This window comes from Aureimonas sp. SA4125 (genome assembly GCF_019973775.1).
GTDB lineage: Bacteria > Pseudomonadota > Alphaproteobacteria > Rhizobiales > Rhizobiaceae > Plantimonas.
This window is the reverse complement of record NZ_AP025032.1, coordinates 3217120-3242245: the sequence shown is the minus strand read 5'-3', so window position 1 is coordinate 3242245 and position 25126 is coordinate 3217120. Positions and strand designations below refer to the sequence as shown.

Genomic DNA, 25126 nt, shown 5'->3' with positions numbered 1-25126 from the left:
CGGCATCCCGGCGGCCTGCGGCGCCAGAACGCTCGGGCAGGCGACGGCTCGCTTGCGGCAGCCGCGGACGTCGCTCAAACGCCGTCACAGCGGCCGCAGCGACAGTCGCCGGCCGCCAGAGCGCTGGCGCCCTGCGGTGATGCTGGCGATGACGCCGCTCGCGGCGCTGATGCGGAGTTCGGCGTTCCTGCCGCTCCAGCGCACTTCAACGATGCGCAAGGCTCATCGAAGGGTTGCCAAAATCGGTGCCTCCTTGTCGAGATAGTCCTCGACGTAGAACCTGCGCCCGACACGCAGGAGGACGGCCGCAAGGGGCGTGGCCAGCGCCAGACCGAGGATTCCGAAGAGAACGCCGAAAAGAAGCTGAACGGCGATGGTCAGCGCGGGAGGGAGCGAAACGGCGCTTTCCTGGACCCGGGGGGTGACGAGGTAGCTCTCGATGGCCTGTACCGTCACGTAGAGACCGACAATCCAGAGCGCCGTCGAAACACCGTCTGCAAGCCCGAGCAGGACGGCCGGGACGAGCGCCAGCACCGGTCCGATATTGGGAATGAAAGTGAGGAGTGCGGCGAGGATTGCCAGGATCGGCGCCAGAGACACCCCGAGAAACCAGAGGCCGAGCCCCGTCAGGATGCCGACCACCGCCATCGACACGAACTGCGCCTTCAACCAGCCGCGAAGCGCGATGCCTGACTCGCGCAGCATCGACTGCGCTTTCGGCCGGGCCGAAGGCGCGACGAGCAGCGCAAGGCCGCGGGTGTAGGTCGATGGGGCGGCGGCGCCGTAGATACCGACAAACGCGATGATCACCAGATTGCCGAACGCGCCAAACGTTGAGGACAAGGCAGATGCTGCGCCGGATCCAGAGGGGGCAACGGCGCCGGGATCGACCTTGTCGAGCGCCTGATTGATCCAGGCGTGGTCTTCGACGTATCCGCGCAGGGTCCTGACGGCTTCGGGAAGCCTGTCCCAGAGCTGTTGCACCTGGTCTGCGAGAGCCGCCCCTGCCAGCCCCAGGAACACGACAGCGCAGACCGTCAGGCCGACGCAGAAGATGGCGACGCCATAGCCTGCCTTCAGCCCGAGCTTCCCCGCGATCCACTCTCCTCCGCCACGCAGGAACACGGCCATGAGAATGCCCGCAAACACCACCAGCAGCACGGTCGGTGCGAGCCAAAGCAGCAGGGCAAATGTCGCGCACAGAACGGACAGAGAGACTGTTCTGCGTGTCACGGGATCATCCGGGCAGGTCGCGGGAGCTTCGCTGGGACGGCGCGATGTCCGCGCCTGAAATCGGGCGGGTGGCTGTGCCAGCCATCCCAATGTCCGCGGGTGACGGACGGAGAGGCCGGGCCGGCGTCAATTGACTGGATCGTGGAGGGGAGCCTCCGTCTTGAGGCGGAACAGTTCCAAAGCCTCTCGCAGTCTCTGCATCTCGATCGGCTTCGCCAGGGTGGCGACAACGACGTGCTTGTAGTTGGCTGCAACCTCCGCCTGACCTGTCAGAAAGATGGACGGTATGCCGCGTTCCTGCAGCCACTCGGCCGCGAGGGGACCGGTTCGCCCGTCCGTCAGATCGATGTCCACCAACGCGCCATCGAATGCCAGGTCTTCGCTGTCGGCCCTGAGAGCTTGGAAGCTGTCGAACGAGCCGACGAACACATGGCCAAGGTCCTCGACCATCTGTTCGACGTGAAACACAATCAGCGGGTTGTCCTCCACGTAAAGGATGCGCAGCGGGACGGTCGACGGGGAGGGGAGGTTGTTCATGTGACGGCAACGCATCCGGCGGTCACGGGTTGCCTCCGACGCGCGAAAGAGCGCCGCAGGCCCGGCAGCGTAGACCCTCGCGGTCGAAAATGATGTCCGGGTTCTGTCCCAGCATGCCCTTCAACGCCGCTTTCAGATAGCGCGTGCCGTAACCGGCGCGGCCGGGTTCCTTTACCGGCGGTCCTCCGCTCTCGGTCCAGGTCATGCAGAGCTCGCGCGGTTCGTACGCCGTGACGGACCACTCGAACGTGACCTGGCCTCCGGGCTGCGAGAGCGCCCCATACTTGATGGCGTTCGTCGCCAGCTCATGAAGGCAGAGGGCCAGGGTGGTTCCCGCCTCCCGGCTCAGCAGGACAGCAGGCCCCCGCGTCACGATCCGATCGAGTCCCCCGTGGCGGTAGGGATCGAAGGTCAGGTCGGCGACTTCGGAGATCGACACGACTTCGCCGTCGGCGTGAAACACGGCCGAATGAACCTTGTCCAGGGCCCCCAGCCGCCCGCGAAAATCCTCGGCAAATCCCTCCAGAGACGTGGCGCCGCGGCGGGTCATCTCGAAGATCGATGCGACGCTCGCCAAGATGTTCTTGACGCGGTGGTTCAGTTCGCGCCGCAGTTCGATCTCGCGCGAGATGTGATCGCGGACGTCGCGCTGGCGGAGTCGCGCAAGGAGCGCCGCCTGGACGCCGCTGACCAGTTCGACGGTCATGACCGGGCGCTTGTAGAACATCTGGCGCGTCTTCGGCCATGCGTGGCTGAGCTCGGCCTTGATCCGAGTATCAGGCGAGCCGCGATCGAGGAGGACGATGATCGGCATCTCGGACCAGGCCTGCTGGTTGCCCAGATGGGCGGCAACGGTTGCCAGCACTGCGGGGGTCAGAGCCTCGTGTGTCAGGAGAAGGACACCGGGCGACGCGGAGAGGCGACTGGCCAGATCCCCGGTCCCCGAAGCGGTTTCGACCCGAATGTCGTGCTCACGGAGCATCGTCGCGAGGTAGGCCGAATCGCTGCGATACGGCGCCAGGACCAAAACATGGTCCAGCGCCGAAGCGTCATCGCTTTCCGGAGCGTTCACGTTTCCGGAAGCGGATTGTATGGGACGACGCTGATGCCGGAGCTCTTGATGAAGAGCTCGTGGACGTCGAGGTCGTGGGGGCCGTGTCGCTTTTTGACGACGGTGATATTGCGGCGCAACCGTCCGTCGTGCTCGGCGATGCGCAACAGCAAAACGGTGTCACCGAGGAAGCTGACATCAACGTCGATCGCGACATTCTGCCCCAACAGGCCGTGCTGGGCGACGATGAGCATCGTGAGAACGCCGGCCCGCGCCAGATACTTCAACAGGGACTGGATATCCCGCACCGCCTTCTCGCGGTTCGGAAGCGAGTTTAGATACCCGGTGAAGCTGTCGATCACGACCACGCGGCACTTTTCGGATGACACGATGCCCTGCACGACCTGTGCGAATTCGCCCGGCGAAATCTCGTTCGGATTGAAGTCGCGGATGATCAGCTTTCCACTTTCGTGGAAGGGGCGCAGGCTCATGCCGAGGCCCTCGGATCTCCTGAAGAAAGTCTCCAGGCGCTCCTCGAACAGAAAGAGCGCGACACTCTCTCCTCGTTCCAGGGCCGCCTTCGAATACAGCGAGGCCATTGTGGATTTGCCGGTGCCGGATTGGCCGATCACAAGCGTGATGGTTCCCGACTCCTGCCCCCCACCGAACATGTCATCAAGCATCGCAACGCCGGACTTGATGAGCTCCGGCTTGGACTCCTCGATGGCCGAACCGGGAATGATGCGCGGGAAGACGACGACGCCGTGTCCCTCGCGAATCGCCATGTCGTGGTACCCGTCGGCGATCGGTACGCCCCGCATCTTGCTGACCTCGATGCGCCGCCGGACGGCGCCGTAATCCTCCAGCGACTTGTGGAAGCGGATGACGCCGTGGGCAATGCCCTCGACCTCCTCGCCGTTCATCGCCTCCCCGTTCTGCGTATCGAGAAGCAGCGCGACCACGTTGCGCTTGGCAAGAAAAGCCTTGAAGCCGATCAGCTCGCGCCGGAACCGCGGTGAATCGCCCGTAATCAGCCGGATCTCGAGCAGGGAATCATAGACCAGGCGGCGTGGCTTGTGCTCCTCGATGGCTCGCTCGATCGCCTGCCTCGTCTCGTCGAGCCGCAGTTCCGCCGTCTGGAAGATCGTCTGGTCCGAGGCCCCGCTCACCGTGTCCGAAGCGGACAGCTCCTCGACCCTGATGCCCTTGAGTGTCCATCCGTGCGAGATGGCGATGCTCTCCAGCTCCGCCTTTGTCTGCGAGAGGCTCACATAGATGCATTTTTCGCCCGCTTCGACGCCGGCGCGCAGGAACTGGAGAGCGGCGGTCGTCTTGCCTGCTCCAGGGGCGCCCTGGAGCATGTACAGGTTGGACGGCGGCAGTCCTCCGCGGAGAATTTCGTCCAGGCCCGGGATGCCCGAGGACATAGGTGGCACGGTCGCGGTCTTGGTCATCTCATCTCCGTACGCGGGGTCCGGGCGAATGATGCCAGAACGTTTCCTCCCTAATTGCTGGCCGGATTCGAATTTGCAACTCTCAGTCTCGCGCAGCTTTCGTGATTGGCGACCGTGTCACTGGGCGGCGGTCGTCGATCCCCTGGCACTGTGGACTTCACCGGACGCGGGATCCGCGGCCCCAAACGCACTGGGCATCAGGAAACGTCTCCATCGCGACTATCGCCAGGATCGCGTGACCTTTTACGAGGCGTCAAACCCCAGGACAGATGCCAGTTCGCCCCATTCCCGCTTGCTGAGGCCGCTGTTGGACTGATCGATCCGTTCGCCGGCGATCATCCGGCGAACCAAGGCAACTGCCGACGCTGAAAGGGTCGCCGCGCCCATGCGGTGTTCGAGGAAGGCCTCATGGGTGATCGGGACCCACCGGGCCATGATGCCCAGCATGACGTCCGCATAGGCTCTGATTTCGTACTGGGCGTGCGGGTCTGCACGAAGGCGCAGGAAATTCATGAAGTTGTGCAGGTCGGCCTTCCAGTACCACTGGGTATAGAAATTCAGCGTGAGGTTCATCCGCGCGAGCTCGCGAGCAAGGCCCGCCCGGTCGGCCCGATGCGTTCCGGCATCCTCCTCGTTCAACATCACGGCGTAGTGATCGTAGTTCCGCTCTGCATCCCGCCGGAGCAGATCCAGGACCTCGTCGGCCTCGGCGCCTTCGAGAACGTCGCCGCGTCCCTGCCTGTTGACGGACGACTGCGCCGCCAAGTGCTCGCGTTCGGGAACGTAGAATTCCCTGTCCATGACCGAGTAGCGGGCGGAATACTCGTTCACGCTCGCCATGCGGTGGCGGATCCACTGACGCGCGACGAAGATCGGCAGCTTCACGTGGAGCTTGATCTCGGCCATCTCGAACGGCGTCGTGTGCCAGTGGCGGAGCAGGTAGTTGATGAGGCCGCGGTCTTCGGAAACCCGCTTCGTGCCGCGACCGTAGGAGACCCGAGCCGCCTGCACGACCGCGTCGTCGTTGCCCATGTAGTCGACGACCCGCACGAACCCATGGTCGAGGACAGGGAACGGTGTGTGCAGGACCTCTTCCAGGCCGTCCGAAACGGGTCGGGACGTCGCGTTCCGAATGGAGCGGAGGGCCTCGATCTCGGCGAGCTGCTCGCTAGTGAACCTATCCAATTGCGCTGTCTCCCTGGGCGTGTGCGAGCAGATGTCCGCCGCCGCTCTCTACGGCAATCAAGCCTTCCGAGGAAGCGGGCGGGGCCGACATCGCGGCAAAGCCGCAGCGGCAATGAAGAGATTCTCGCAGCGTCAATCATGCCAGGTTGCGCGCACCCGTTACGCTGCAGCGCCTGTAAGGGTACGCGCTTCGCCCGCGCCAGACGATCCAATCGTTGAGGGCAGGGCTGCCCGCGCATCACCGGCTCGGTCGAGCGACAGAAAAGCCGTGAAAACTCGGGCACGAATGGCAGCGGATGACAGATTGGCCCGCCTTCTCGCAACATTGCCCCTGACATCCGCACGCCTTACGTTCCTCTGCGGCGACCTCCTTGTGCGACCGACTATCGCACAAATGGGATGGGGAGTGATGCCGTGAGGGTGTGCATCGGTGTGACGTCTGGAGCAGAATGCGGCATCCGAAAACCGTTCAGCATCGTCTTTTGCACGCTCGTCCGACCACGAGAATGCGGAGACGAGGGATAGCCTGCCGGCGTTCGAGCCGCGGACACGCTTCGTGACGCGGCTGGTCTGCGTCGTCGCCATGGCCGAGAACCGGGTAATCGGGCGGGACGGCGCCATGCCCTGGTCGCTGTCGACCGATCTCGGGCGCTATCGCCGGCTGACCATGGGTAAGCCGATGATCATGGGGCGCAAGACGTTCGAATCGATCGGGCGCGCTCTCGACGGGCGCGATTCCATCGTCTTGACCCGCGCGAGCGCCCTGCCTCTGCCAGGCGCCCATCGCGTGTCGTCGCCGCAGGAAGCGTTGGCGCTGGCAACCCACTTTGCCGAAGCACGGGGCGCCGCCGAAATCGTGATTGCCGGCGGTGCCGAAATCTATGCGCTGTTCCTGCCCTGCACCGACCGTCTCTACGTGACGCATGCCGCCTGTGAACCCTTGGGCGACGCCCGGTTTCCGGCGATCGATCCCGCCGATTGGGAGGTCGTTGCCGCGCAGGCCGTTCCGGCGGGGGAGCGCGACAGCGTAGCCAGCCGCTTCGTCACCTATGACCGGCGCAGCACGCCGTAAAGAAAACGTCGGTTGCGCCGTCGCGGAGGCTGGATTTTATCCATAGCCGCGCAAATTCGCCGCAGATGTGACGGCGATGCGCCTAATTGCCTGGCACGCGTTGAAAGCCGGAAACCCAATTCCTATAAGAGGACCCTAGGGGACCGAGCGCGACACGTGGCCGCTTTCCCGCTTCATGATATCAGGCGAGAGGACATGCATGCCCTGGAGTAATCAGACGGGTGGCGGCGGTGGCTGGAAAAGCGGCGGCGGCGGGAATGGCGGCGGGCCTTGGGGACAAGGACCACAAGGCCCGCGTCCCGGCGGCAACACGTCACCCGATCTGGAGGAAATCCTCAGGCGCGGCCAGGATCGTCTGCGCCGGGCTATTCCAGGCGGGGGCGGCGGCGGCGGCCGCGGTGGTCCCGGCAGCGGGGGCAGCGGCGGCGGCTTTGCCCTCGGCGGACTTGTCCTTATTCTTCTGGCCGTGATCTGGGCCTTCAACGCCATCCATATGGTACAACCCGGCGAATACGGCGTGAAGATATTTCTCGGCAAGCCGCGCGAGCAGCTGGCCAGCGAGGGACTGAACTTCACCCTCTGGCCGCTCGAAACCTTCGCCACCGTCCCGGCGGTGGAAAACCAGCTCGCCATCGGCCGCGCGGGCGGTGAAGCTGGCGGAAGCAACGCCGCCGGCCTGATGCTCTCGGGCGACCAGAACATCGTCAACGTGCAGTTCTCGGTGCTCTACCGCATCGACCGGCCGCAGGACTATCTCTTCAACGTCGACGACCCCCAGGGCATGCTGCGGCAGGTCTCCGAGAGCGCCATGCGCGAGGTCGTCGGTCGTCGTCCCGTCGACGAGGTGTTCCGCGACAACCGCGCCGGCATTGCCGAATCGGTGCGGGCGATCATCCAGGACGCGCTCGATCGCTACGGCGCGGGCATCCGGATTTCCGGCGTTTCGATCGAGGATGCGGCGCCGCCGGAGCAGGTCGCGACGGCCTTCGAGGAAGTGCAGCGTGCGGGACAGGACCAGATCCGGTTCGTCGAGGAAGCCAGCCTCTACCGCAATCAGCAGCTCGGCCAGGCGCGTGGTGAGGCTCTGCAGATTCGCGAAGACGCAGCGGCGGAGAAGAACCGCCTGATCCAGGACGCCGAGGGTGAATCGCGTCGCTTCGCCGACATCCTCGACGAGTACGAGAAGGCACCCGAGATCACCCGTCGCCGACTCTTCCTCGAGACGATGGAAGGTGTCTACGGCGACTCCAAGAAGGTTCTGGTGGACGGCGCCGTCAGTCAGCAGGGCGTGGTTCCCTACCTGCCGCTCGGCAGCCTTCAGGGCCAGCCCGCCGCCAACGCGACCGCGGCTACCAACCGTGCTGCCGACCAGACCGGTCGCACCGTCACGACGCCCACCGCAGACCAGGGGACCAACTGATGAGCCAGCGTTTCTATGCGGTGCTAATCATCGCCGTCGCCGCCCTGTTCTTCATCTGGAACTCGCTTTTCGTCGTCAACGAACGCGAACAGGCCGTGGTGCTGAGGTTCGGACAGATCCAGCGCGTGGTGACCGAGCCCGGCCTCTACGTGAAGCTGCCCTTCACCTTCGCCAATGCCGATTCGGTGCAGATGCTGCCGGACCGGCTGCTGCGTTCCGACATCATCGATCTGGAAGTCCAGGTCTCGGGCGGCGCGCGCTATGTGGTCGATGCCTTCATGGTCTACCGCATCGAGGACGCCCGGAAGTTCCGGAATGGCGTCCAGGGCGGCAGCCTCGAGGTCGCTGAACAGCGTCTCCTGACGCGCTTCAACTCGGCCATTCGTGCGACCTACGGCCAGCGCAGCTTCGATGCGGCGCTGTCGGCGGCGCGTGCGGAAATGATGGTGGAGATCCGTGACCAGGTGCGGCCGGAAGCCTCTGCTCTCGGCATCAGTCTGGAAGATATTCGGATCAGCCGGACGGATCTCACGTCGGAAGTGTCCGAGAATACCTATCGGCGCATGGCCGCCGAGCGTCTGACCGAAGCGGAGAGACTGCGTGCCGACGGTCAGGTCGCGGCGCGGCAGATCCGCGCGGCAACCGAGCGCGAGGCTTCCGAACTCGTCGCCGGAGCGCGCCGCGATGCGGCGGTGCTGCAGGGCGAGGGCCAGGCCGAACGCAATGCGACGCTGGCCAATTCCTACGGCCGGAACAGCGAGTTCTTCGAGTTCTTCCGCTCGATGCAGGCCTACAAGAATGCGCTCGGTGCAAGCGGGCCGACGATGGTGGTGAGCCCGGACTCGGAGTTCTTCCAGTACTTCAAGAACGACGGAGCCGCCGGCGCCATGGCATCGGTGGCATCGCCCACGCCTGTCGATGCGGCCCCTGCCGCGCCTGACGCGGCACCCGATGCAGCCCCTGCGCCGGCTGACGCCGCGGAGGAGGTGACTCCGGCAACGCCTGACACCGCCGCTCCCGCGGGTCTGCCCGAGGCGACCGCCGAACCCGCGCCTGCCGCGCCGGTGGAAACACCTGCCGCGGTGCCCGCGCCAACGCAGTAAAGCCGTTTTCGGCCCGCGGCACAAAGAGGCCACGATCGAGGAGCACCGGTGAAAGCCGGTGCTCCTTTTTGTTGTGCGTTGCGATCACCTTCGCATCAGCGCAACGCAATCTGCTTGATTTCGGCTCAGCTTTCGGTTTGCCTTGGCGGAGCCGGGACGTGATCGACGGCATCTTGCCCGCACGGTTTGCGCGGGCGTTCAGTCACGGGAAAATATGATGTCCGCTCCGCGCCGCCGAATGTCGTCCGTCGCTGTCGCCGGTGGCATGCTCCTCATGGGGATTGTCTCCGCCGCCGCCCAGGGGGTGATCGAACCGCCGCCGGAAGGCCAGGTCATCGCGCCGCAGGTTCCGCCGGCGACGACCGTCGATCCGACTGCGCCGGGCGTGCCTGCGATATCCGGGCCGACGTCCCGCGGACCGGCATCGGTTGCCGACGTCGCCGAAGGCCTGCTCGACGCGGTCGTGAACATCTCGACTTCGCAGACGATCGAGGCTGCGGGGCGCGGGATCCCGCCGCTGGAGGCGCCGGAAGGCTCGCCTCTCCAGGACTTCTTCGACGATCTCCTGAAGGACGACAACGGTTCGGGGTCTCGAAAGGTGCAGTCGCTGGGTTCGGGCTTCGTCATCGACCCCGCCGGCTTCATCATCACCAACAACCACGTCATCGCCGATGCCGACGAGATCACCGCCAATTTCGCCGATGGATCGAAGTTGACCGCCGAGCTCGTCGGCGTCGATACGAAGACGGATATCGCCGTCCTCAAGGTCGAGCCGAAAACACCGCTGAAGTCGGTAAAGTTCGGCGAGTCCGAAAAGCTGCGCATCGGCGACTGGGTCATGGCCATCGGCAATCCGTTCGGCCTCGGCGGCTCGGTCACCGTCGGCATCGTCTCGGCGCGTGGCCGCAACATCAATGCCGGACCCTACGACAATTTCATCCAGACCGACGCGGCCATCAATCGCGGCAATTCAGGCGGCCCGCTGTTCGACATGAACGGCGACGTCGTCGGCATCAACACGGCGATCATCTCGCCGACCGGCGGCTCGATCGGCATCGGCTTTTCCATTCCGTCCGAGATTGCGACCAACGTCATCGATCAACTGCGCGAATTCGGCGAGACGCGCCGCGGCTGGCTGGGCATACGGCTTCAGGAAGTCAGCGAGGAGATCGCCGAGGGCCTCGGTCTTCCCGCGGCCAAGGGCGCACTGGTCATGGGCGTCGTTCCGGGCGGTCCGTCCGACAACGGGTTGCTGCGCGTCGGGGACGTGATCGTCAGCTTCGATGGCCAGGAGATCGCCACGTCGCGCGATCTGCCGCGCATCGTCGCCGAGACGCCGGTCGGCAAGAAGGTGGCGGTCAAGCTGCTGCGCAAGGAAGCAAAGACCACCGATCCGACGCAGGAGGTCGATGTCGACGTGACGCTCGGGCGGCTGGAGGACGGCGAGAAGCTGATGACCGAGTCGGAAGAAGCGCCGACCACGCCGGAGCAGCCCGGAGCCGCCAAGGTCGCCGGCATCGAGACTCTCGGGATGACGATCGCCGATATCGACGCGGAGGCAAGGACCACGTATTCCCTCGGCGCAGACGTCGCCGGCGTCGTCGTCACCGCGGTCAATCCGGTTTCGGGCGCTGCCGAGAAGGGCATCGAGCCCGGCACGGTCATCAAGGAAGTCGCGCAGGAAAAGGTCGGCAAGGCCGCGGACGTCGAGAAGAAGATCGCCGAGCTGAAATCGGCCGGGCGCAAGAACGCTCTCCTGCTTCTGGCCTCGTCCGGCGGCGAGCTGCGATTCGTCGTCGTCCCGATCGACTGAGGACGATCTTCCGACTGAGGACGATCGTCGGAAGGGGGACGCTCGGCTGAGTTTTCCAATCCGGTCACGCCGGTGATCGGCGCCGATCGCCTCGGCACAGCCATCCCCTGCGGGGGCTGTCAGCCAAGGACGAGCAGGTTCCTGTTCGCGGTCTGGAAGATCATCTGACGATGTCGGCGGTGCCGTAGCCTTGCATGAACAGGAGCGCGGTGAGGTCGCCGTGGTCGATGCGGAAGGGTGCCGCGGCCGCGACGCTCGGCTTGGCGTGGATCGCGACGCCGGTTCCGGCGATGCCGATCATTCCCAGATCGTTGGCTCCGTCGCCAACCGCCAGCGCATCGCGCACGCCGAGGCCGCGCGCCGCGGCGATCTCGCGGAGGGCTTCGATCTTCGCTTCCCGGCCGAGGATCGGCTCGGCGACCGTGCCGGTGAGATGTCCGTCCTCGATCACCAGACGGTTGGCGCGGGTCTCGTCGAAGCCGAGCCGGGCGGCGACGACCTTCGTGAAGGCTGTGAACCCGCCCGAAACGAGCGCCGTGTAGGCGCCGTTCGCACGCATGGTCGCGACCAGCTCGCGCCCGCCCTCGGCAAGAGTGATGCGGCTGTCGATGACCTCGGCGATGATCCGCTCGGGCAACCCGGCCAGAAGCGCGACGCGCTCGCGCAGGGCCGGTTCGAAGGCGATCTCGCCGTTCATCGCCCGCGCGGTGATCTCCGCCACCGTGTCCTTCAGGCCGATGACGTCGGCGAGCTCGTCGATGCATTCTTCGCCGATCATCGTCGAATCCATGTCGGCGATCAGAAAGCGCTTGCGCCGTCCGACTGCCTCCTGCACGACGCAGTCGACCCGAGCCTCGCGGGCGCTGTCCTCGAGATCGCGGAGGGCGAACTCGCCGGGCGGGACGGCGAGGTGGATGTCGCAGGCGACACCGCGCTCCAGCCAGATCAGGTCTCCGCCGAGGCGGGTCGCGGTCTGGCGGGCAAAGCTTTCGCTAAGGCAGGCCTCGCGACGGGCGGAAATGAGCGTAGCGACGACCATGGCGGCAAATGTCTCTGGCAAGCGGTGAAATACAGTCGGTCCTGATAGCCGGGCCGACCGCCAGCGGCAAGTCGCGCCTGGCGCTCGATCTGGCCCGCGCTGTCGACGGCGTCGTGGTCAACGCCGATTCGATGCAGGTCTATGCCGGTCTCCCCATTCTCAGCGCGCAGCCGACGGCAGAAGACCGCGCGGACGCAGACCACCGGCTCTACGGCCATGTCGATCCCGACACCAACTACAGCGTCGGCGCCTGGGCACGGGATGCGGCTGATCTCCTCTGCGATCTCCGCCGTTCCGGGCGCACGCCCATCGTCTGCGGTGGCACCGGGCTCTACTTTCGTGCCCTTCTCGGGGGCATCGACGACATGCCGGTCGTTCCGCCTTCCATTCGCGCCGCCTGGCGCCAGCGTCTCGTCGACGTCGGCCCGGAACGTCTGCACGAGGACCTCGCGCGGCGCGATCCGGCGGCGGCGGAGCGGATCAGGCCGGGAGATTCGCAGCGCGTTCTCAGGGCCCTCGAGATCGGACAGGCGTCTGGTGGTCGCCTGGCCGATCTGCAGCGGGGCGCCGGCCGGCCGCTTTTGGACACCACGAAGTCAATGAAGATCCTTTTGACGCCGCCGCGCCCCTTGCTGCGCGAGAGCATTGCCCTGCGCTTCGACATGATGCTCGCGGCAGGCGCCATCGAGGAGGCGAGGGCGTTGGCTTCCATTCCCGATGCGCTTGCCGGGACCGCCGGCAAGGCAATCGGCGTCGCCGAACTGAACGCGCATCTGAGGGGCGAGATGTCGCTCGCGCAAGCCCGGGATCGGGCCGTCACGCGAAGCCGGCAATATGCCAAGCGGCAGGACACCTGGTTCCGGCACCAACTGGGTGACGACTGGCTGAGAATGACCGCACTTTCCGACAGAGATCGCCGAGATTTGATTGAGAGCCTTAAGGCTGGTTAAACGCTCACTGGCCTACGCTGACTCCCAGTGCGGCAGGCGAATGGAACCCATGAGTTCGAGGAAGGCAGAAATCGCGGTTCTTGCGCTGCTGCTGCCGATCTCCGGCGCGGTCGCGCTTGTCTATGTCCTCCTCAGCCAGTTCTCCGAGATGCCGCCAGGCGCTTCCCCGGAGGATCTGCTGATCGCCGATTTCGTCCAGAGGCTATGCCTTGGTGCCGAGTTGATGCTCGCCGTGGCCGTGGCGATCTGCCTGTTTCTGGTCCTCCCAATGATCCGGGCGCAGTCGCGCGAAAAGGGCGAACTTCACATGCTGACGGACGACTTGCGTCGCCGATCTTCGGAGATGGAACTCGCCGCACTGACCGATGGCATGACCGGCCTCAACAATCGGCGGTATTTCGATGAGGCGTTTGCGCAGTATCTCGATGAGTTTTCGCGAATTGGCCGGCCCGTCGGTCTGATGATCATCGATCTCGACCACTTCAAGAGCATCAACGATACCTATGGTCACGATGTCGGCGACGAGGTTTTGCGCGCCGTGTCGCGGTGCCTGCTCGAATACACGCGCCACCATGACTTCGTGGCGCGTCTTGGTGGCGAGGAATTTGCCGTGATCGTTCCGAACATGGAACGGGAAGCGCTCTGGGCGTTTGCCGAGCGCCTGCGATTGGCCGTCGAGCGCCTCGGGCTGGACGTCGGCAATGTCCGCCTCCGCATCACCATGTCGGTCGGCCTCGCCATCGCGCAGGGCGGGGGAACCTTCGATCCTGCGGACCTGCTGAAGCGCGCCGACGTCAATCTCTACAATGCCAAACAAGCCGGTCGCAATCGCATCCACGCGTGATCTCGCGACCGCCGGGGTGCCAAATCCGGAGCGCTGCCCTATTGCTCATCTTGTACGTCGCTCGGTCGATCGAGCCGGACGCGGAGAGCAGGTGCGATGATGGGCGAACAGGTGATCGATCGGGCCAGCGGCTTCCTCGAAGGCGCCGCGCGCATCGGCTATACGGCGCGCGGGCTTGTCTATCTCGTGATCGGCTATTTCGCCTTCAAGGCGGCCTATGCGACCGGGCGGACGATGGATTCGAAGGATGCGGTGCGGACGGTGTTCGGCACCACCGGCGGGTCCATCCTGCTCCTGGTCCTCGTCGCCGCCTTGGTCGCCTTCGTCGTCTGGAGGCTTCTCCAGGCGGGGTTCGATCTCGACCATCACGGCACGGGCGCCAAGGGGCTGGCCGTCCGGGCGGGGCTTGTCGGCAGCGCATTCTCCTACGGTACCCTCGCGCTCTTCGCCGCCCTTCTCCTCGTCGGCAGCAGGTCCGAGGGCGGTGGCTTCCTCGACGAGGCTCTCGCCAGGACCTACGCGGCCGGCTACGGGCAGATCGCCACCTATGCCATCGCGGCGCTGATGACCGGCGTCGGCGCGGCGCACGTCGCCAAGGGCGTGACGGCTGGCTTCGAGAAATACATGCAACTTCCCCAGGACAAACGCTGGATGAAGACCGTCTTCCAGGCCGGCTTGATCGCCCGCGGGCTGACATTCCTGCTGCTCGCCTTCCTGCTCGTCACCGGTGCAGCGTCCTATGCCGAGGGGGACAAGCCGGGGCTTGCGACGGCTCTCGACGCTCTGGCGGGGTGGAGCTACGGATGGGTCTACCTGGCCGCGACGGGGCTGGGTCTTGCGGCCTTCGGTCTCTATGCGCTGGCGCAGGCGCGGTACCGGCGCATCAACACCGACCTGACCGGATGACGCAGTGCAGCACAGGTGTTCCTGTTTCTGCGTTGACGCGCGGGCGAAGTCGGAATAGTCTTTCGCTCATGAGCAAGAATCTTATTGTAGTAGGTTGGCGTACACGCGAGACGGTCTGAGGGCCGGCCGGCGAAAGCCACGTGTACGCTTCTCAAGGCCCTTCAGGGGCCTTTTTTATTGCCCGGATTTCGGGCTCCTTCCAGAATAATCAGCGATCCGCATGCAGCCTTCCGAAAGATCGGAAGCAGCGGTGAGGCTTCCAGAGCGGTGTAACACGATGACTGACGGACCACGGACTGACGGACCACGCAAAATGACGGGCGCCCAGATGGTCGTTCAGGCGATGCGCGATCACGGCGTCGAGCACCTGTTCGGCTATCCCGGTGGCGCCGTTCTGCCGATCTATGACGTGCTGTTCCAGCAGGACGCCATCAAGCACATCCTCGTTCGGCACGAGCAGGGCGCCGGCCATGCCGCGGAAGGCTATGCCCGCTCGACCGGCAAGCCCGGCGTCGTGCTCGTCACGTCCGGTCCCGGCGCGACGAACATGGTCACGCCGCTGCAGGACGCCCTGTCCGACTCGATCCCGCTCGTCTGCATCACCGGCCAGGCGCCGACCATGCTGATCGGCTCAGACGCCTTCCAGGAATGCGACACCGTCGGCATCACGCGGCCCTGCACGAAGCACAACTGGCTCGTGAAGGACGTCGAGGACCTCTCCCGCGTCCTGCACGAGGCATTCCATGTCGCCACCACGGGCCGTCCGGGCCCCGTCGTCGTCGACGTGCCGAAGGACGTGCAGTTCGCCACCGGCACCTATACGCCGCCAGCGGCGATCCAGAGCCACGAGAGCTATCGGCCGCAACTCGACGCCGAGGAAGGGCGCGTTCGCGCGGCCATCGAGCTGATGGCCAATGCCAAGCGTCCGGTGATCTACTCCGGCGGCGGCGTCATCAATTCCGGGCCCGAGGCGAGCCGGCTGCTGCGCGAACTCGTCGCGCTGACCAATGCGCCGATCACCTCGACGCTGCTCGGTCTCGGCGCCTATCCGGCTTCGGGCGACAACTGGCTCGGCATGCTCGGCATGCACGGGACCTACGAGGCCAATCTCGCCATGCACGACTGCGACGTCATGCTGTGCATCGGTGCGCGCTTCGACGACCGCATCACCGGACGGCTCGACGCCTTCTCACCGAACTCGACGAAGATCCACATCGACATCGACCGCTCGTCGATCAACAAGACCGTGCACGTCCAACTGCCGATCGTCGGCGACGTCGCGCATGTCCTGTCCGACATGGTCCGGCTGTGGAAGGCCGAGGGACGCAAGCCCAATGCCGAGCCGCTGCGCGCCTGGTGGGAGCGGATCGACGCCTGGCGCGGTCGTGACTGCCTGGCCTATGCCCAGGGCGACAAGGTGATCATGCCGCAATACGCCATCCAGCGGCTCTACGTGCTGACGAAGGACCGCGACACCTACATCACCACCGAGGTCGGCCAGCACCAGATGTGGGCGGCGCAGTTCTACCGCTTCGAGGAGCCGAACCGCTGGATGACGTCGGGCGGCCTCGGCACCATGGGCTACGGCCTGCCGGCGGCGCTGGGCGTCCAGATCGCGCATCCGGATGCGCTCGTCATCGACATCGCCGGCGACGCTTCGATCCAGATGATGATGCAGGAAATGTCGACCGCCATCCAGCACGGTGCACCGATCAAGATCTTCATCCTGAACAACCAATACATGGGCATGGTGCGCCAGTGGCAGCAGCTGCTGCACGGCAACCGCCTGTCGAACTCCTATTCGGAGGCGCTGCCGGACTTCGTGAAGCTTGCCGAAGCCTATGGCGGCACCGGCCTGCGCTGCGAGAACCCGGAGGATCTGGACGCCGCGATCCTGCAGATGATCGACACGCCCGGCCCGGTGATCTTCGATTGTCGCGTCGCCAATCTCGCCAACTGCTTCCCGATGATCCCCTCGGGCAAGGCGCATAACGAGATGATGCTGCCGGACGAGGCGACGGACGATGCCGTCTCCAAGGCGATCGACGCCAAGGGCGCGGCACTGGTGTAGGATCTTGGCCCGCCCTGCCGGGAAAGGCGGGGCGGGCCGCCGAGGTTTTAGCGCTCGTCGAGAAAGCTGAGGCTGCGACCGTCGGCGCGGATCTCGAGGGCGAAATCTTCGTTCCGGGCGGTCTGCCCCGACAGGACGAAGAAGCTCTGGAAGTTCGGCCGCAGCGACATCATCGCCTTCTCGGTCCTGGCGTCCGGCAGCACCGCCTCGGACAGCCGCAGGATCTCCGGCGGAATTTCGCTCATGCCGATCTGCCGATCGACGCGAAGCACCGTGCCGGCCTGATCGACGTCGACCGCGACGCCGCGGCCGGACTGATTTTCACCGGCCAGGCCATAGACGGTCGACGGGCCGTCCCGGGAAAGGACGACGTTCTTGAAGGTGATACCGGGAACCACGCTGCGCGCGGCACTGGCAATGGCGCCAGGCACCCGCACCATTTCCGGCGACGTGGCGGGTGACGCGGCGCTTGCTGCAGGTTCGCCCGTGTCCGCAGGCGCAATGCGGGCGTCGCTCTTGGCCTCCCCGGGCTTGCGGCCGCCATCCGCGGCATCGGCCGAAACGCCCGGCTTGTTGGCGTTCTCATCGCCGCGCTCGCCGACAGGCGGCAGGGTGGAGGGTGCCATCGCCGGTTCGGCCGGCGACTGCGTGATCGACTCCGTCGGTGCCTGCCCGGCGACGCCGGCGGCGTGGCGCCCGGTCGCGTCGGGATCGGCAGGAGCCTCGGCGCTCTCGCTTCCCTCCGGAATCTCCTCGACACTTCCAGCCTCGGGCGACGTCCCGTCGAGCGAGATCGGCGGACCGCCGCGATCGATCCCGGCGCTGCCTGAAGGCGCGTCGATGGGGACCGCCGTCAGCTGGCCGTCCCGGCAAAGCAGCTCGAGCGTGGCCTTGCCGCCGCCGACGGGAACAACCTCGCCGAAGACTATGCCCTCCTCGGCGCCGCTGCAGGCCTCTTGCGCGCCGACGACGGAGGAGGGCATGAGGACGGCAAGGCTCGCCACCAGCATGAGTTTGATCGGGTTGGCCATGTCGACCGGCTCCTCAGGTGAACGGCGGTGCGGTGTGTCGGGCGGCACTTTGGCCCGAGCCGCGCCAAGACTCAATGCAAACCGGGCAGAACGGGTGCCATCGAAGCCGGCTCCCCGTCCCTCCATACCCATGACGGCGATGGCCGCCAGCACTTTTTCCGAAGCGAGAGCGACATGAACAAAGCAGTCCAGCCACCAGCCTCGGCCTACTTCATCACCGAGGAAAAGGAGACGTCCGAGACGCGTACCCTGGCGCTCCTGGTCGACAACGAGCCGGGCGTTCTCGCCCGCGTCATCGGCCTCTTCTCCGGCCGAGGCTACAACATCGAGAGCCTCACCGTCTCGGAAACCGAGCATGACAAGCACCTGTCGCGCATCACCGTCGTGACGCGCGGCGCGCCGCATGTCATCGAGCAGCTGAAGAGCCAGCTCGATCGCATCGTGCCGGTGCACCGCGTCGTCGACCTCACGCTTCTCGGCCGCAACGGCCAGCTCGACAGCCCGATCGAGCGGGAGCTCGCGATCGTCAAGGTCGCCTGTTCCGGCGACGAGCGGGCCGAGGCGCTGCGCCTTGCCGACGCGCTCCGCGCGACGATCGTCGACGCCTCGGTCGGCCACTTCGTCTTCGAAATCACCGGCCGGGTCTGGGAGGTCGACCAGTTCATCGGCCTGATGGCGCCGCTCGGCCTCGTCGAGGTCTGCCGCACCGGCGTCGCGGCGCTGTCGCGCGGCAAGGACGGCATGTAGCCGAAACGCTCGCCACTCCTGGCGGGATCATTTTCTGCGGGCGCCGTCACTTGCGGCCTTCCGTCGGAGCCGTTCGATGACGACTGACGTTTTCCTTGCCTTGCTGGCCTTCGCCTTCGTCTCGTCGGTGACGCCGGGCCCGAACAATTTCATGCTGCTCGCCTCGGGTGTGAATTTCGGCTTCCGGCGGACGCTGCCGCACATGTTCGGCATTGCCGGCGGGTTTTTCATCCTGCTGCTGGCCGTCGGCTTCGGGCTCGGGGCGATGCTCGTCGCCTACCCGCCGCTGCATCTGGCGCTGAAGGTCGCCGGCGGCACCTATCTCCTCTATCTCGCCTACAAGATCGCCACCGCGACGACGCTGTCGGACCGGGAGGGCGGCGAGAAACCGCTGACCTTCCTCCAGGCCGCGGCGTTCCAGTGGGTCAATCCCAAGGCCTGGGTGCTCGCGGTGACGGCAATGGCGATCTATACCGATCCGGCCGCGCCCTTTCTGTCCGTTCTTCTCGTCGCGGTCGCCTTCGCCCTCGTCAACTGGCCGAGCGTCTCCGTCTGGGCGGCCTTCGGCGTGATGCTCCGGCAGTTTCTGTCGGACCCGGAGCGGCTTCGTTGGTTCAACCGGGCGATGGGCGTGCTGCTGGCACTGACGCTGGTGCCTTTGCTGATGTGACTGGCTGGTCGACGGCAGCGGGTTTGCCCGGACGGGCGTATCGGTGGGCCGTCGCTTCCAGGCCCGATCTGTGGCTAGATCGAGCCGCTGTGCACGGACCGGGGGAAGCGGATATGAGCCATGAGATCGCGCGCATCGAGCCCTGCGTCGTCGCCGACAGCGGTGCCTGCCCCGAAGGGTGGAACGAGCCCGACGGCCGCGGCGTCATCGGCTGGCAGACGCTCATCTCGGCCGGACTGACGCCGTCCGCGGGCCTGACGGGCGGCATCGCGACGCTCGAGCCCGGCGGCTTCCTGGCGCCGCATCGACACGCGCCCGTCGAGATCTATTTCGTCCTCGAAGGAAAGATGCGGGTGACGATCGACGGGAGCGACCGCGATATCGCCCAAGGCGACTGCCTCTTCATTCCCGGCATGGCCGAACACGGCGCTCGAAACGTCGCGGACGCACGGGCGCGATTCCTCTACGTCTTCCCGGTCGACGGTTTCGGCGATGTCACCTATCTTTTCTCAGCGTCGAGGCTCGACGGTACGGCCTGATGGTGCCGTGGCCGAAAGCCACGACAAGCAGGGCGGCCGATCAACTCTAGTTCCAGGGATTTCATGACGCACGGACACGACCATGGTCACGATCACGCCCATGACAGTGAACTCGATCCCATGGCGGCGCGGGTGCGCGCATTGGAGACGATCCTCGTCGGCAAGGGGCTGATCGATCCCCAGGCGATCGGCGTCATCGTCGACACCTACGAGACCAAGGTTGGACCCCGCAACGGGGCGGCCGTGGTGGCCAGGGCCTGGAGCGACCCGGCCTTCGCCGATTGGCTGCGCGAGGACGCGACGGCGGCGATCGCCTCGCTCGGCTTCACCGGGCGGCAGGGCAAGCACATGCAGGCGGTGTTCAATACGGACCGCGCGCATAACCTCGTCGTCTGCACGCTGTGCTCCTGCTATCCCTGGTCCGTGCTCGGCCTGCCGCCTGTCTGGTACAAGGCGCCGGCCTACCGCTCGCGCGTGGTGATCGATCCGCGCGGCGTGCTGCGCGAGTTCGGTCTGGATCTGCCGCCGGAGACGGCGATCCGGGTCTGGGATTCCACGGCGGAACTGCGCTACCTCGTCGTGCCGCAGCGTCCGGAGGGCACCGAGCGGCTTGGCGAAGACGAACTTGCTGCGCTCGTCACGCGCGATTCGATGATCGGCACGGGACTTGCCGGGGTGAAGCGCCCATGAACGGTCCCCAGGATCTCGGCGGGCAGATGGGTTTCGGGCCGGTCGCGCCAGAGGTGGACGAGCCGCTGTTCCATGCTGCCTGGGAAGAACACGCGCTGGCGCTGACGCTCCTCTCCGGCGCGATGGGGCATTGGACGATCGACGAGAGCCGGCACGCGCGCGAAAGCCTGCACCCTGCGGACTATTACGGCTCGAGCTATTACGAGATCTGGATCAAGGCGCTGGAGGTGCTGCTTGAGCGCCATGGTTTCGTGACGGAGGAGGAGCTTGCGGTCGGCCAGCTGCTCTCCGACGGCACGACCCCGAAGCGGGTGGTCGCAGCCGACGCGGTCCCGGCCATGCTGGCGAAAGGGTCCCCCTGCGATCGGACGCTGGCCGCCGCGCCGCGCTTTGCCGTGGGCGATGCGGTTCGCACTATCGTCGCCCATCCGGCCGGCCATACGCGCCTGCCGCGCTATGCCGTCGGCAAGACCGGCGTCGTCGAGGCCGTGCGCGGCGGCTTTGTCTTTCCCGACAGCAACGCACATGGCGCCGGCGAAAATCCTCAATGCGTCTACACCGTCGTCTTCACCGCGGCCGAGCTGTGGGGGCGGGATGGCGACCCCACGCTCAGCATCAGCATCGACGCCTGGGAGAGCTATCTTGAGCCCGCCTGACTTCCTGCCCTTCGGCGAGGGCGACGCCCCGGTCTTCGCCGAGCCCTGGCAGGCCGAGGCCTTCGCCATGGTGGTCAGCCTCCACGCTTCCGGCCTGTTCACCTGGCCGGAATGGGCGGCGACGCTCTCCGCCGAGCTCGCGCGGCTTCCGCCGGAAGCCTCCGACGGCAGCCAGTACTATGTCGGCTGGGTGAGGGCGCTGGAAGCAATGCTGGTCGAAAAGGGTGTCGCCACGCCCGGGGTGATCGCCGCCACCACCGAGGCTTGGCACCGCGCCGCCCATGCGACGCCGCACGGGCGACCGATTCTGCTGGAAAACGATCCCGGCGTTTTGCCGCATGGTGCGTCCGTGCATCCCCATGCGCCCGGCGCCGCATAAACCATCGCCAGCCGCTTGCCCTGTTCACCAGAATCCTGTCTGTCGGCTCCATGAAATTCTCGCCCCAGCAGGACCAGGCACTGCAGGCCGTGGCCGAATGGCTCGCCGACGGCAGCCAGCCGATCTTCCGTCTCTTCGGCTATGCCGGGACGGGAAAGACCACGCTCGCCAAGCACTTTGCCGAAGGCATCGACGGCCAGGTGCAGTTCGCCGCCTTCACCGGCAAGGCGGCGCAGGTGCTGCGCTCGAAAGGCGCGAAGAACGCGCGCACCCTGCATTCTCTGATCTACCGGCCCCGCGGCGAGGAAGCTGTGGACGGGGATACCGTCGGCACGTCGCGAATCGCGCCGACCTTTTCGCTGAATCGGCAAAGCCCCGTCGCCAAGGCCAAGCTCATCGTCGTCGACGAGTGCTCGATGGTCGACGAGGCGCTGGGTCGCGACCTCCTGTCCTTCGGCACGCCTGTCCTCGTCCTCGGCGATCCCGGCCAGTTGCCGCCGGTCTCGGGCGGGGGCTTCTTCACCGAGGCCGAGCCGGACTTTCTCCTGACGGAGATCCATCGCCAGGCGCGCGACAACCCGATCATCAAGCTCGCTATGGACGTGCGCGAAGGACGCCAGCTGATGCTGGGAGACTACGGTGCGGCACAGATCATCACCAAGAACGACGTCGACCGCGAGAAGGTGCTGGCCGCCGACCAGGTGCTCGTCGGCACCAACCGCACGCGGCGGCGCTACAATGCCCGGCTGCGCGAGCTGAAAGGTTTTCAGGGGTCGCTGCCCTATGCCGGCGACAAGCTGGTGTGTCTGCGCAACGACCCGGCCAAGGGCCTTCTCAACGGTTCGCTCTGGCAGGTGATGACGGCCTCGCCCGAGACGGTGAAGCCCGGGATCAGCCTGCTCGTGCGGCCCGATGACGACGACGTCGATCAGGGTGCGGCGAAGATCAAGCTCCTGAAATCGGCCTTCGAGGCGCCGGACGAGGAGATCGCCTGGGCGACGAAGAAGCGCTACGACGATTTCGACTACGGCTACGCCCTGACCGTGCACAAGGCGCAGGGTTCGCAGTGGAACGACGTGATGCTGTTCGACGAGAGCTGGGCCTTCAAGGACTCGCGGGAACGCTGGCTCTACACCGCGATCACGCGGGCGGCGGAGCGGCTGACGATCGTCAAATAGGCGGCAGGACTGCCGCCGCGGGTCTTTGTCGCCGGAGACCACCGATGCACCCTGAAAGTCTTTCGGCAGATCCCGTGCCGTCTTTGGCGGGCTGCGATCGCGAAGAGGCCGACCTGACGTCTCCGCCTATTCGCTCCGTATCGCTCGTTTGGTATTGCCCTGCATTCGCGAGGCGGTCTTGCTTTGAAATTCATCGAGATCGACCCGCCATCGTCGTGCGGCGAGGTCATGTGAATCAAAATGATAAGATGTTGACCTGCCGACATTCGGCCGCTCTGCGGCGCAAGCCGGAATCGACACAGGACTGAATCAATTTCATAGGATGTTGGCCTGACATCTCAAGCACTGCTTTGGCGCGGCCGCCGACGACGTAAGGGAAGGCAGCCGAGCCTCGACGGGGATGGAGTAATCCTGTCCGGCGCGGCGTAAAATTGATATGTATTTCAACAGCTTGGTGCGATCTGAAGATTCAGGATGGCAGGCGACTGCGACCGCTTGGTGCATCCGCGAATTGGAGCAAATGCCGGCGCTCTCCGCAGAGGAGCGCCGGTGCGAGCCGTTGGTGTCGCGCCGCTTTAGCAGCCCGAAGGCGTGAAGCTCGCGGTCTTGTCGTTCAGGCCGTCAAAGGTCGCGCTGCATCCATTGCCGAGATCGAGCGCGGCACCGGCGGCGACTTCCATATTGCCCTGGCCGACGACGACCACGAAGGCCTTTTCAGGAGAGACGCGGGAGAGGAAGACCCGCTTGTCTCCGAACATGGCAGTCTGCCCGATGGTGATCTGGGCAGGGCCGCCGGCCGTTGCCTGCGTTGGCGCGGGCGCTTCGCCAGCGGGTGCCGCGGCGGGTGCGGCAGGTTCGGCGGGAGCGGGTGCTGCTGCAGGCGCAGGCGCCGCAGCAGGCTCGGCCGGCGCGGCAGCAGGTGCTGCTGCCGGTGCCGCCGGTGCTGCGGCCGCCGGCTCCGGCGGGGTTGCCTGGTCAGCCGGGGCTGCCGGAGCCGACGCATCGGCCGGAGCGGAAGCCGCCGCGGCACCGCCACAGCCCTCGGAGGTGAAGGTAGCCGTGGTGCCGTCGATGGCGCCGAGCGTCAGCATGCAGCCATCGCCGAGATCGGCCTTTTCGCCGCTGCCGACGGCAACCTGGCCCTTGCCGGGGACGAATAGGAAGACCCGGTTGTCGCTCGCCGAAATGCGCGAGAGGAAGGCGCGCTTGTCGCCGAACGTGCCGGTCTGGCCCGTGGTCAGCGGCTGGCCGTCCGAGGAGGCGGCAGCATCTGCGGCGGGAGCGGCAGCGGGCGCCGCCGCTGCAGGCTCTGCGGCCGCAGGTTCTGGCGCCGCAGGTTCTGCTGCTGCGGGAGCAGCCGCGGCAGGCTCTGACGCCGGAGCGGCTGCTTCGGGAACTGCTGGCGCCGCTGCCGCCGTGCCACCGCAGCCCTCGGCGGTAAACGTGGCGGTGGTGCCGTCGATGGCAGCGAGCGTCAGCATGCAGCCGTCGCCGAGATCGGCCTTTTCGCCGCTGCCGACGGCAACCTGGCCCTTGCCGGGCACGAACAGGAAGGCCCGGTTGTCGCTCGCCGAGATGCGCGAGAGGAAGGCGCGCTTGTCGCCGTACGTGCCGGTCTGGCCCGTCGTCAGCGGCTGGCCGTCCGAGGAGGCGGCAGCATCTGGGGCGGGAGCGGCAGGGGCAGCGGCAGGTGCTGCGGCGGCAGGCGCCGGAGCGGCGTCAGCAGGTGCTGCGGCAGGAGCCGCCGGCGCCGGTGCAGCCGCGGCAGGTGCGTCAGCCGGAGCGTCCGCGGCCGGTGCGGCGTCAGCAGCAGACGCGGCTGGTGCGGCGGCCGGCGCCGCGCAGCCGGTTGGCGCGAGATAGGCGGCCGACGCGGTCACGCCGACGAGCGCCACGCTGCAACCGTCACCGAGGTCGACCGTCGCGCCGGTCGCGACCTCCGCCGGCGCAGCGCCTTCGGCACCCATCGAGGCCTTGCCGTCGGCAAGGCTTGCGAGCGTCAGCCGCTTGCTGCCGAAGACGGCGGTCTGGCCCGGCAGCAGAATAGCGCCAGTGTTGCCGATCTGGCCGGCGAGTGCCGCGCCGCTGTCGGTGGGAGTGGGGGCAGGGGCTGCAGCCAAGGCGTCGAGCTTGCCCTGAAGCGCCGCAAGCGCGGGAGCGAGACCATCGGTCGCAGCCTTGCTCTCCGTGACCGCCGCGGCGACGGCATCGATCTTGGCCTGGAGCGCCGTCGAGGCCTCGGCCGGATTGCCCATCGCCTGGAGCGCCGCCTCGATCGCGCTGGTGCGCTGGTCGACGGCGGCGAGCGCCGGTTGCAGGGAAACGATTGGTGCCTCGATCGCGGCTATCCTGGTGTCCAACTGGTCGAACCGGGCATTGGCGGCCTCCGTGACATCCTCGACATCGGGGCCGAAGAGCCAGCCGACGAACAGTCCGATGAGGCCGGCAACGACCAGCGGCAAAAACCTCGAGCTTCCCATGAATTCCTCTCCCTTATCGGTCCTCGCCGATCGGCAGAGGGAACGTGCAACGCAGCCTCATGTCAACCGCAGGCATTT

24 protein-coding genes are annotated in these 25126 nt (G+C 66.3%); 15 read left to right on the top strand and 9 right to left on the bottom strand.

Annotated elements, in window-relative coordinates; translation table 11 throughout:
* Positions 1-84: 84 nt before the first annotated feature.
* From Sa4125_RS24225 to thyX, 6 genes are all read right to left on the bottom strand, one after another.
* Complete coding sequence (locus tag Sa4125_RS24225) at positions 85-219, bottom strand: hypothetical protein (protein ID WP_267461336.1); 135 nt, start codon at positions 217-219, stop codon at positions 85-87.
* Positions 220-222: 3 nt separating this feature from the next.
* Complete coding sequence (locus Sa4125_RS15365) at positions 223-1233, bottom strand: AI-2E family transporter (RefSeq protein WP_223999169.1); 1011 nt, start codon at positions 1231-1233, stop codon at positions 223-225.
* A gap of 126 nt (positions 1234-1359) precedes the next feature.
* A complete protein-coding gene (locus tag Sa4125_RS15360; protein ID WP_223999167.1) occupies positions 1360-1770 on the bottom strand; it encodes a response regulator in 411 nt (136 codons plus the stop codon).
* 22 nt (positions 1771-1792) lie between these two features.
* Entirely contained in the window at positions 1793-2752 is a 960-nt protein-coding gene (locus tag Sa4125_RS15355; RefSeq protein ID WP_223999159.1) for a sensor histidine kinase, read from the bottom strand.
* Positions 2753-2838: 86 nt separating this feature from the next.
* On the bottom strand, positions 2839-4275 hold the full coding sequence (locus tag Sa4125_RS15350; protein ID WP_223999157.1) for an ATPase domain-containing protein: 1437 nt from the start codon (positions 4273-4275) through the stop codon (positions 2839-2841).
* A 243-nt stretch (positions 4276-4518) separates the two neighbouring features.
* Positions 4519-5460: an FAD-dependent thymidylate synthase gene (thyX, locus tag Sa4125_RS15345; protein ID WP_223999155.1), complete on the bottom strand. Its 942-nt coding sequence runs from the start codon at positions 5458-5460 to the stop codon at positions 4519-4521.
* 556 nt (positions 5461-6016) lie between these two features.
* Here thyX and Sa4125_RS15340 point away from each other — a divergent pair.
* From Sa4125_RS15340 to Sa4125_RS15325, 4 genes are all read left to right on the top strand, one after another.
* Positions 6017-6532 (top strand): dihydrofolate reductase, encoded by a 516-nt coding sequence (locus tag Sa4125_RS15340; protein WP_223999154.1) that lies wholly within the window; start codon positions 6017-6019, stop codon positions 6530-6532.
* Between the two features lie 199 nt (positions 6533-6731).
* Entirely contained in the window at positions 6732-7952 is a 1221-nt protein-coding gene (gene hflK, locus Sa4125_RS15335) for an FtsH protease activity modulator HflK (RefSeq protein ID WP_223999153.1), read from the top strand.
* The gene (locus Sa4125_RS15330; protein ID WP_223999152.1) at positions 7952-9055 is read left to right on the top strand and encodes a protease modulator HflC; all 1104 of its coding nucleotides are present in this window, start codon (positions 7952-7954) and stop codon (positions 9053-9055) included. The genes hflK and Sa4125_RS15330 overlap by 1 nt, the downstream gene beginning before the upstream one ends.
* Positions 9056-9272: 217 nt before the next feature.
* Positions 9273-10868 carry a Do family serine endopeptidase gene (locus tag Sa4125_RS15325; protein WP_223999151.1) on the top strand — a complete coding sequence of 532 codons (1596 nt, stop codon included), beginning with the start codon at positions 9273-9275 and terminating at the stop codon, positions 10866-10868.
* A gap of 160 nt (positions 10869-11028) precedes the next feature.
* Here Sa4125_RS15325 and serB read toward each other — a convergent pair whose 3' ends face one another.
* Positions 11029-11928 carry a phosphoserine phosphatase SerB gene (gene serB, locus Sa4125_RS15320; protein WP_223999149.1) on the bottom strand — a complete coding sequence of 300 codons (900 nt, stop codon included), beginning with the start codon at positions 11926-11928 and terminating at the stop codon, positions 11029-11031.
* Between serB and miaA the strand changes: the two genes are divergently transcribed.
* From miaA to Sa4125_RS15300, 4 genes are all read left to right on the top strand, one after another.
* The gene (miaA, locus tag Sa4125_RS15315) at positions 11916-12857 is read left to right on the top strand and encodes a tRNA (adenosine(37)-N6)-dimethylallyltransferase MiaA (protein WP_223999147.1); all 942 of its coding nucleotides are present in this window, start codon (positions 11916-11918) and stop codon (positions 12855-12857) included. The genes serB and miaA overlap by 13 nt on opposite strands.
* 49 nt (positions 12858-12906) lie before the next feature.
* A complete protein-coding gene (locus tag Sa4125_RS15310) occupies positions 12907-13701 on the top strand; it encodes a GGDEF domain-containing protein (RefSeq protein ID WP_223999145.1) in 795 nt (264 codons plus the stop codon).
* A gap of 96 nt (positions 13702-13797) precedes the next feature.
* Positions 13798-14607 carry a DUF1206 domain-containing protein gene (locus Sa4125_RS15305; protein ID WP_223999143.1) on the top strand — a complete coding sequence of 270 codons (810 nt, stop codon included), beginning with the start codon at positions 13798-13800 and terminating at the stop codon, positions 14605-14607.
* A gap of 277 nt (positions 14608-14884) precedes the next feature.
* A complete protein-coding gene (locus Sa4125_RS15300) occupies positions 14885-16678 on the top strand; it encodes an acetolactate synthase 3 large subunit (protein WP_223999142.1) in 1794 nt (597 codons plus the stop codon).
* A 47-nt stretch (positions 16679-16725) separates the two neighbouring features.
* Here the strand turns inward: Sa4125_RS15300 and Sa4125_RS15295 are convergent, their stop codons facing one another.
* Positions 16726-17709 (bottom strand): hypothetical protein, encoded by a 984-nt coding sequence (locus tag Sa4125_RS15295; protein ID WP_223999141.1) that lies wholly within the window; start codon positions 17707-17709, stop codon positions 16726-16728.
* A 174-nt stretch (positions 17710-17883) separates the two neighbouring features.
* Between Sa4125_RS15295 and ilvN the strand changes: the two genes are divergently transcribed.
* From ilvN to Sa4125_RS15260, 7 genes are all read left to right on the top strand, one after another.
* Positions 17884-18456, top strand: coding sequence for an acetolactate synthase small subunit (ilvN, locus tag Sa4125_RS15290; RefSeq protein WP_223999140.1), 573 nt, complete (start codon positions 17884-17886; stop codon positions 18454-18456).
* Positions 18457-18532: 76 nt separating this feature from the next.
* Positions 18533-19126, top strand: coding sequence for a LysE family translocator (locus Sa4125_RS15285; RefSeq protein WP_223999138.1), 594 nt, complete (start codon positions 18533-18535; stop codon positions 19124-19126).
* A 113-nt stretch (positions 19127-19239) separates the two neighbouring features.
* On the top strand, positions 19240-19665 hold the full coding sequence (locus Sa4125_RS15280) for a cupin domain-containing protein (protein ID WP_223999137.1): 426 nt from the start codon (positions 19240-19242) through the stop codon (positions 19663-19665).
* A 63-nt stretch (positions 19666-19728) separates the two neighbouring features.
* Positions 19729-20355, top strand: a complete 627-nt coding sequence (gene nthA / locus Sa4125_RS15275; protein WP_223999136.1) for a nitrile hydratase subunit alpha — start codon at positions 19729-19731, stop codon at positions 20353-20355.
* Positions 20352-21011, top strand: coding sequence for a nitrile hydratase subunit beta (gene nthB, locus Sa4125_RS15270; protein WP_223999134.1), 660 nt, complete (start codon positions 20352-20354; stop codon positions 21009-21011). The genes nthA and nthB overlap by 4 nt, the downstream gene beginning before the upstream one ends.
* The gene (locus Sa4125_RS15265) at positions 20998-21390 is read left to right on the top strand and encodes a nitrile hydratase accessory protein (protein ID WP_223999132.1); all 393 of its coding nucleotides are present in this window, start codon (positions 20998-21000) and stop codon (positions 21388-21390) included. Before nthB ends, Sa4125_RS15265 begins: the two co-directional genes overlap by 14 nt.
* Before the next feature lie 50 nt (positions 21391-21440).
* Positions 21441-22568, top strand: a complete 1128-nt coding sequence (locus tag Sa4125_RS15260; protein ID WP_223999130.1) for an ATP-dependent RecD-like DNA helicase — start codon at positions 21441-21443, stop codon at positions 22566-22568.
* Between the two features lie 575 nt (positions 22569-23143).
* On the opposite strand, the gene Sa4125_RS15255 is transcribed toward Sa4125_RS15260, so the two are convergent.
* Positions 23144-25048, bottom strand: a complete 1905-nt coding sequence (locus tag Sa4125_RS15255; RefSeq protein WP_223999128.1) for a hypothetical protein — start codon at positions 25046-25048, stop codon at positions 23144-23146.
* Between the last annotated feature and the right edge of the window lie 78 nt (positions 25049-25126).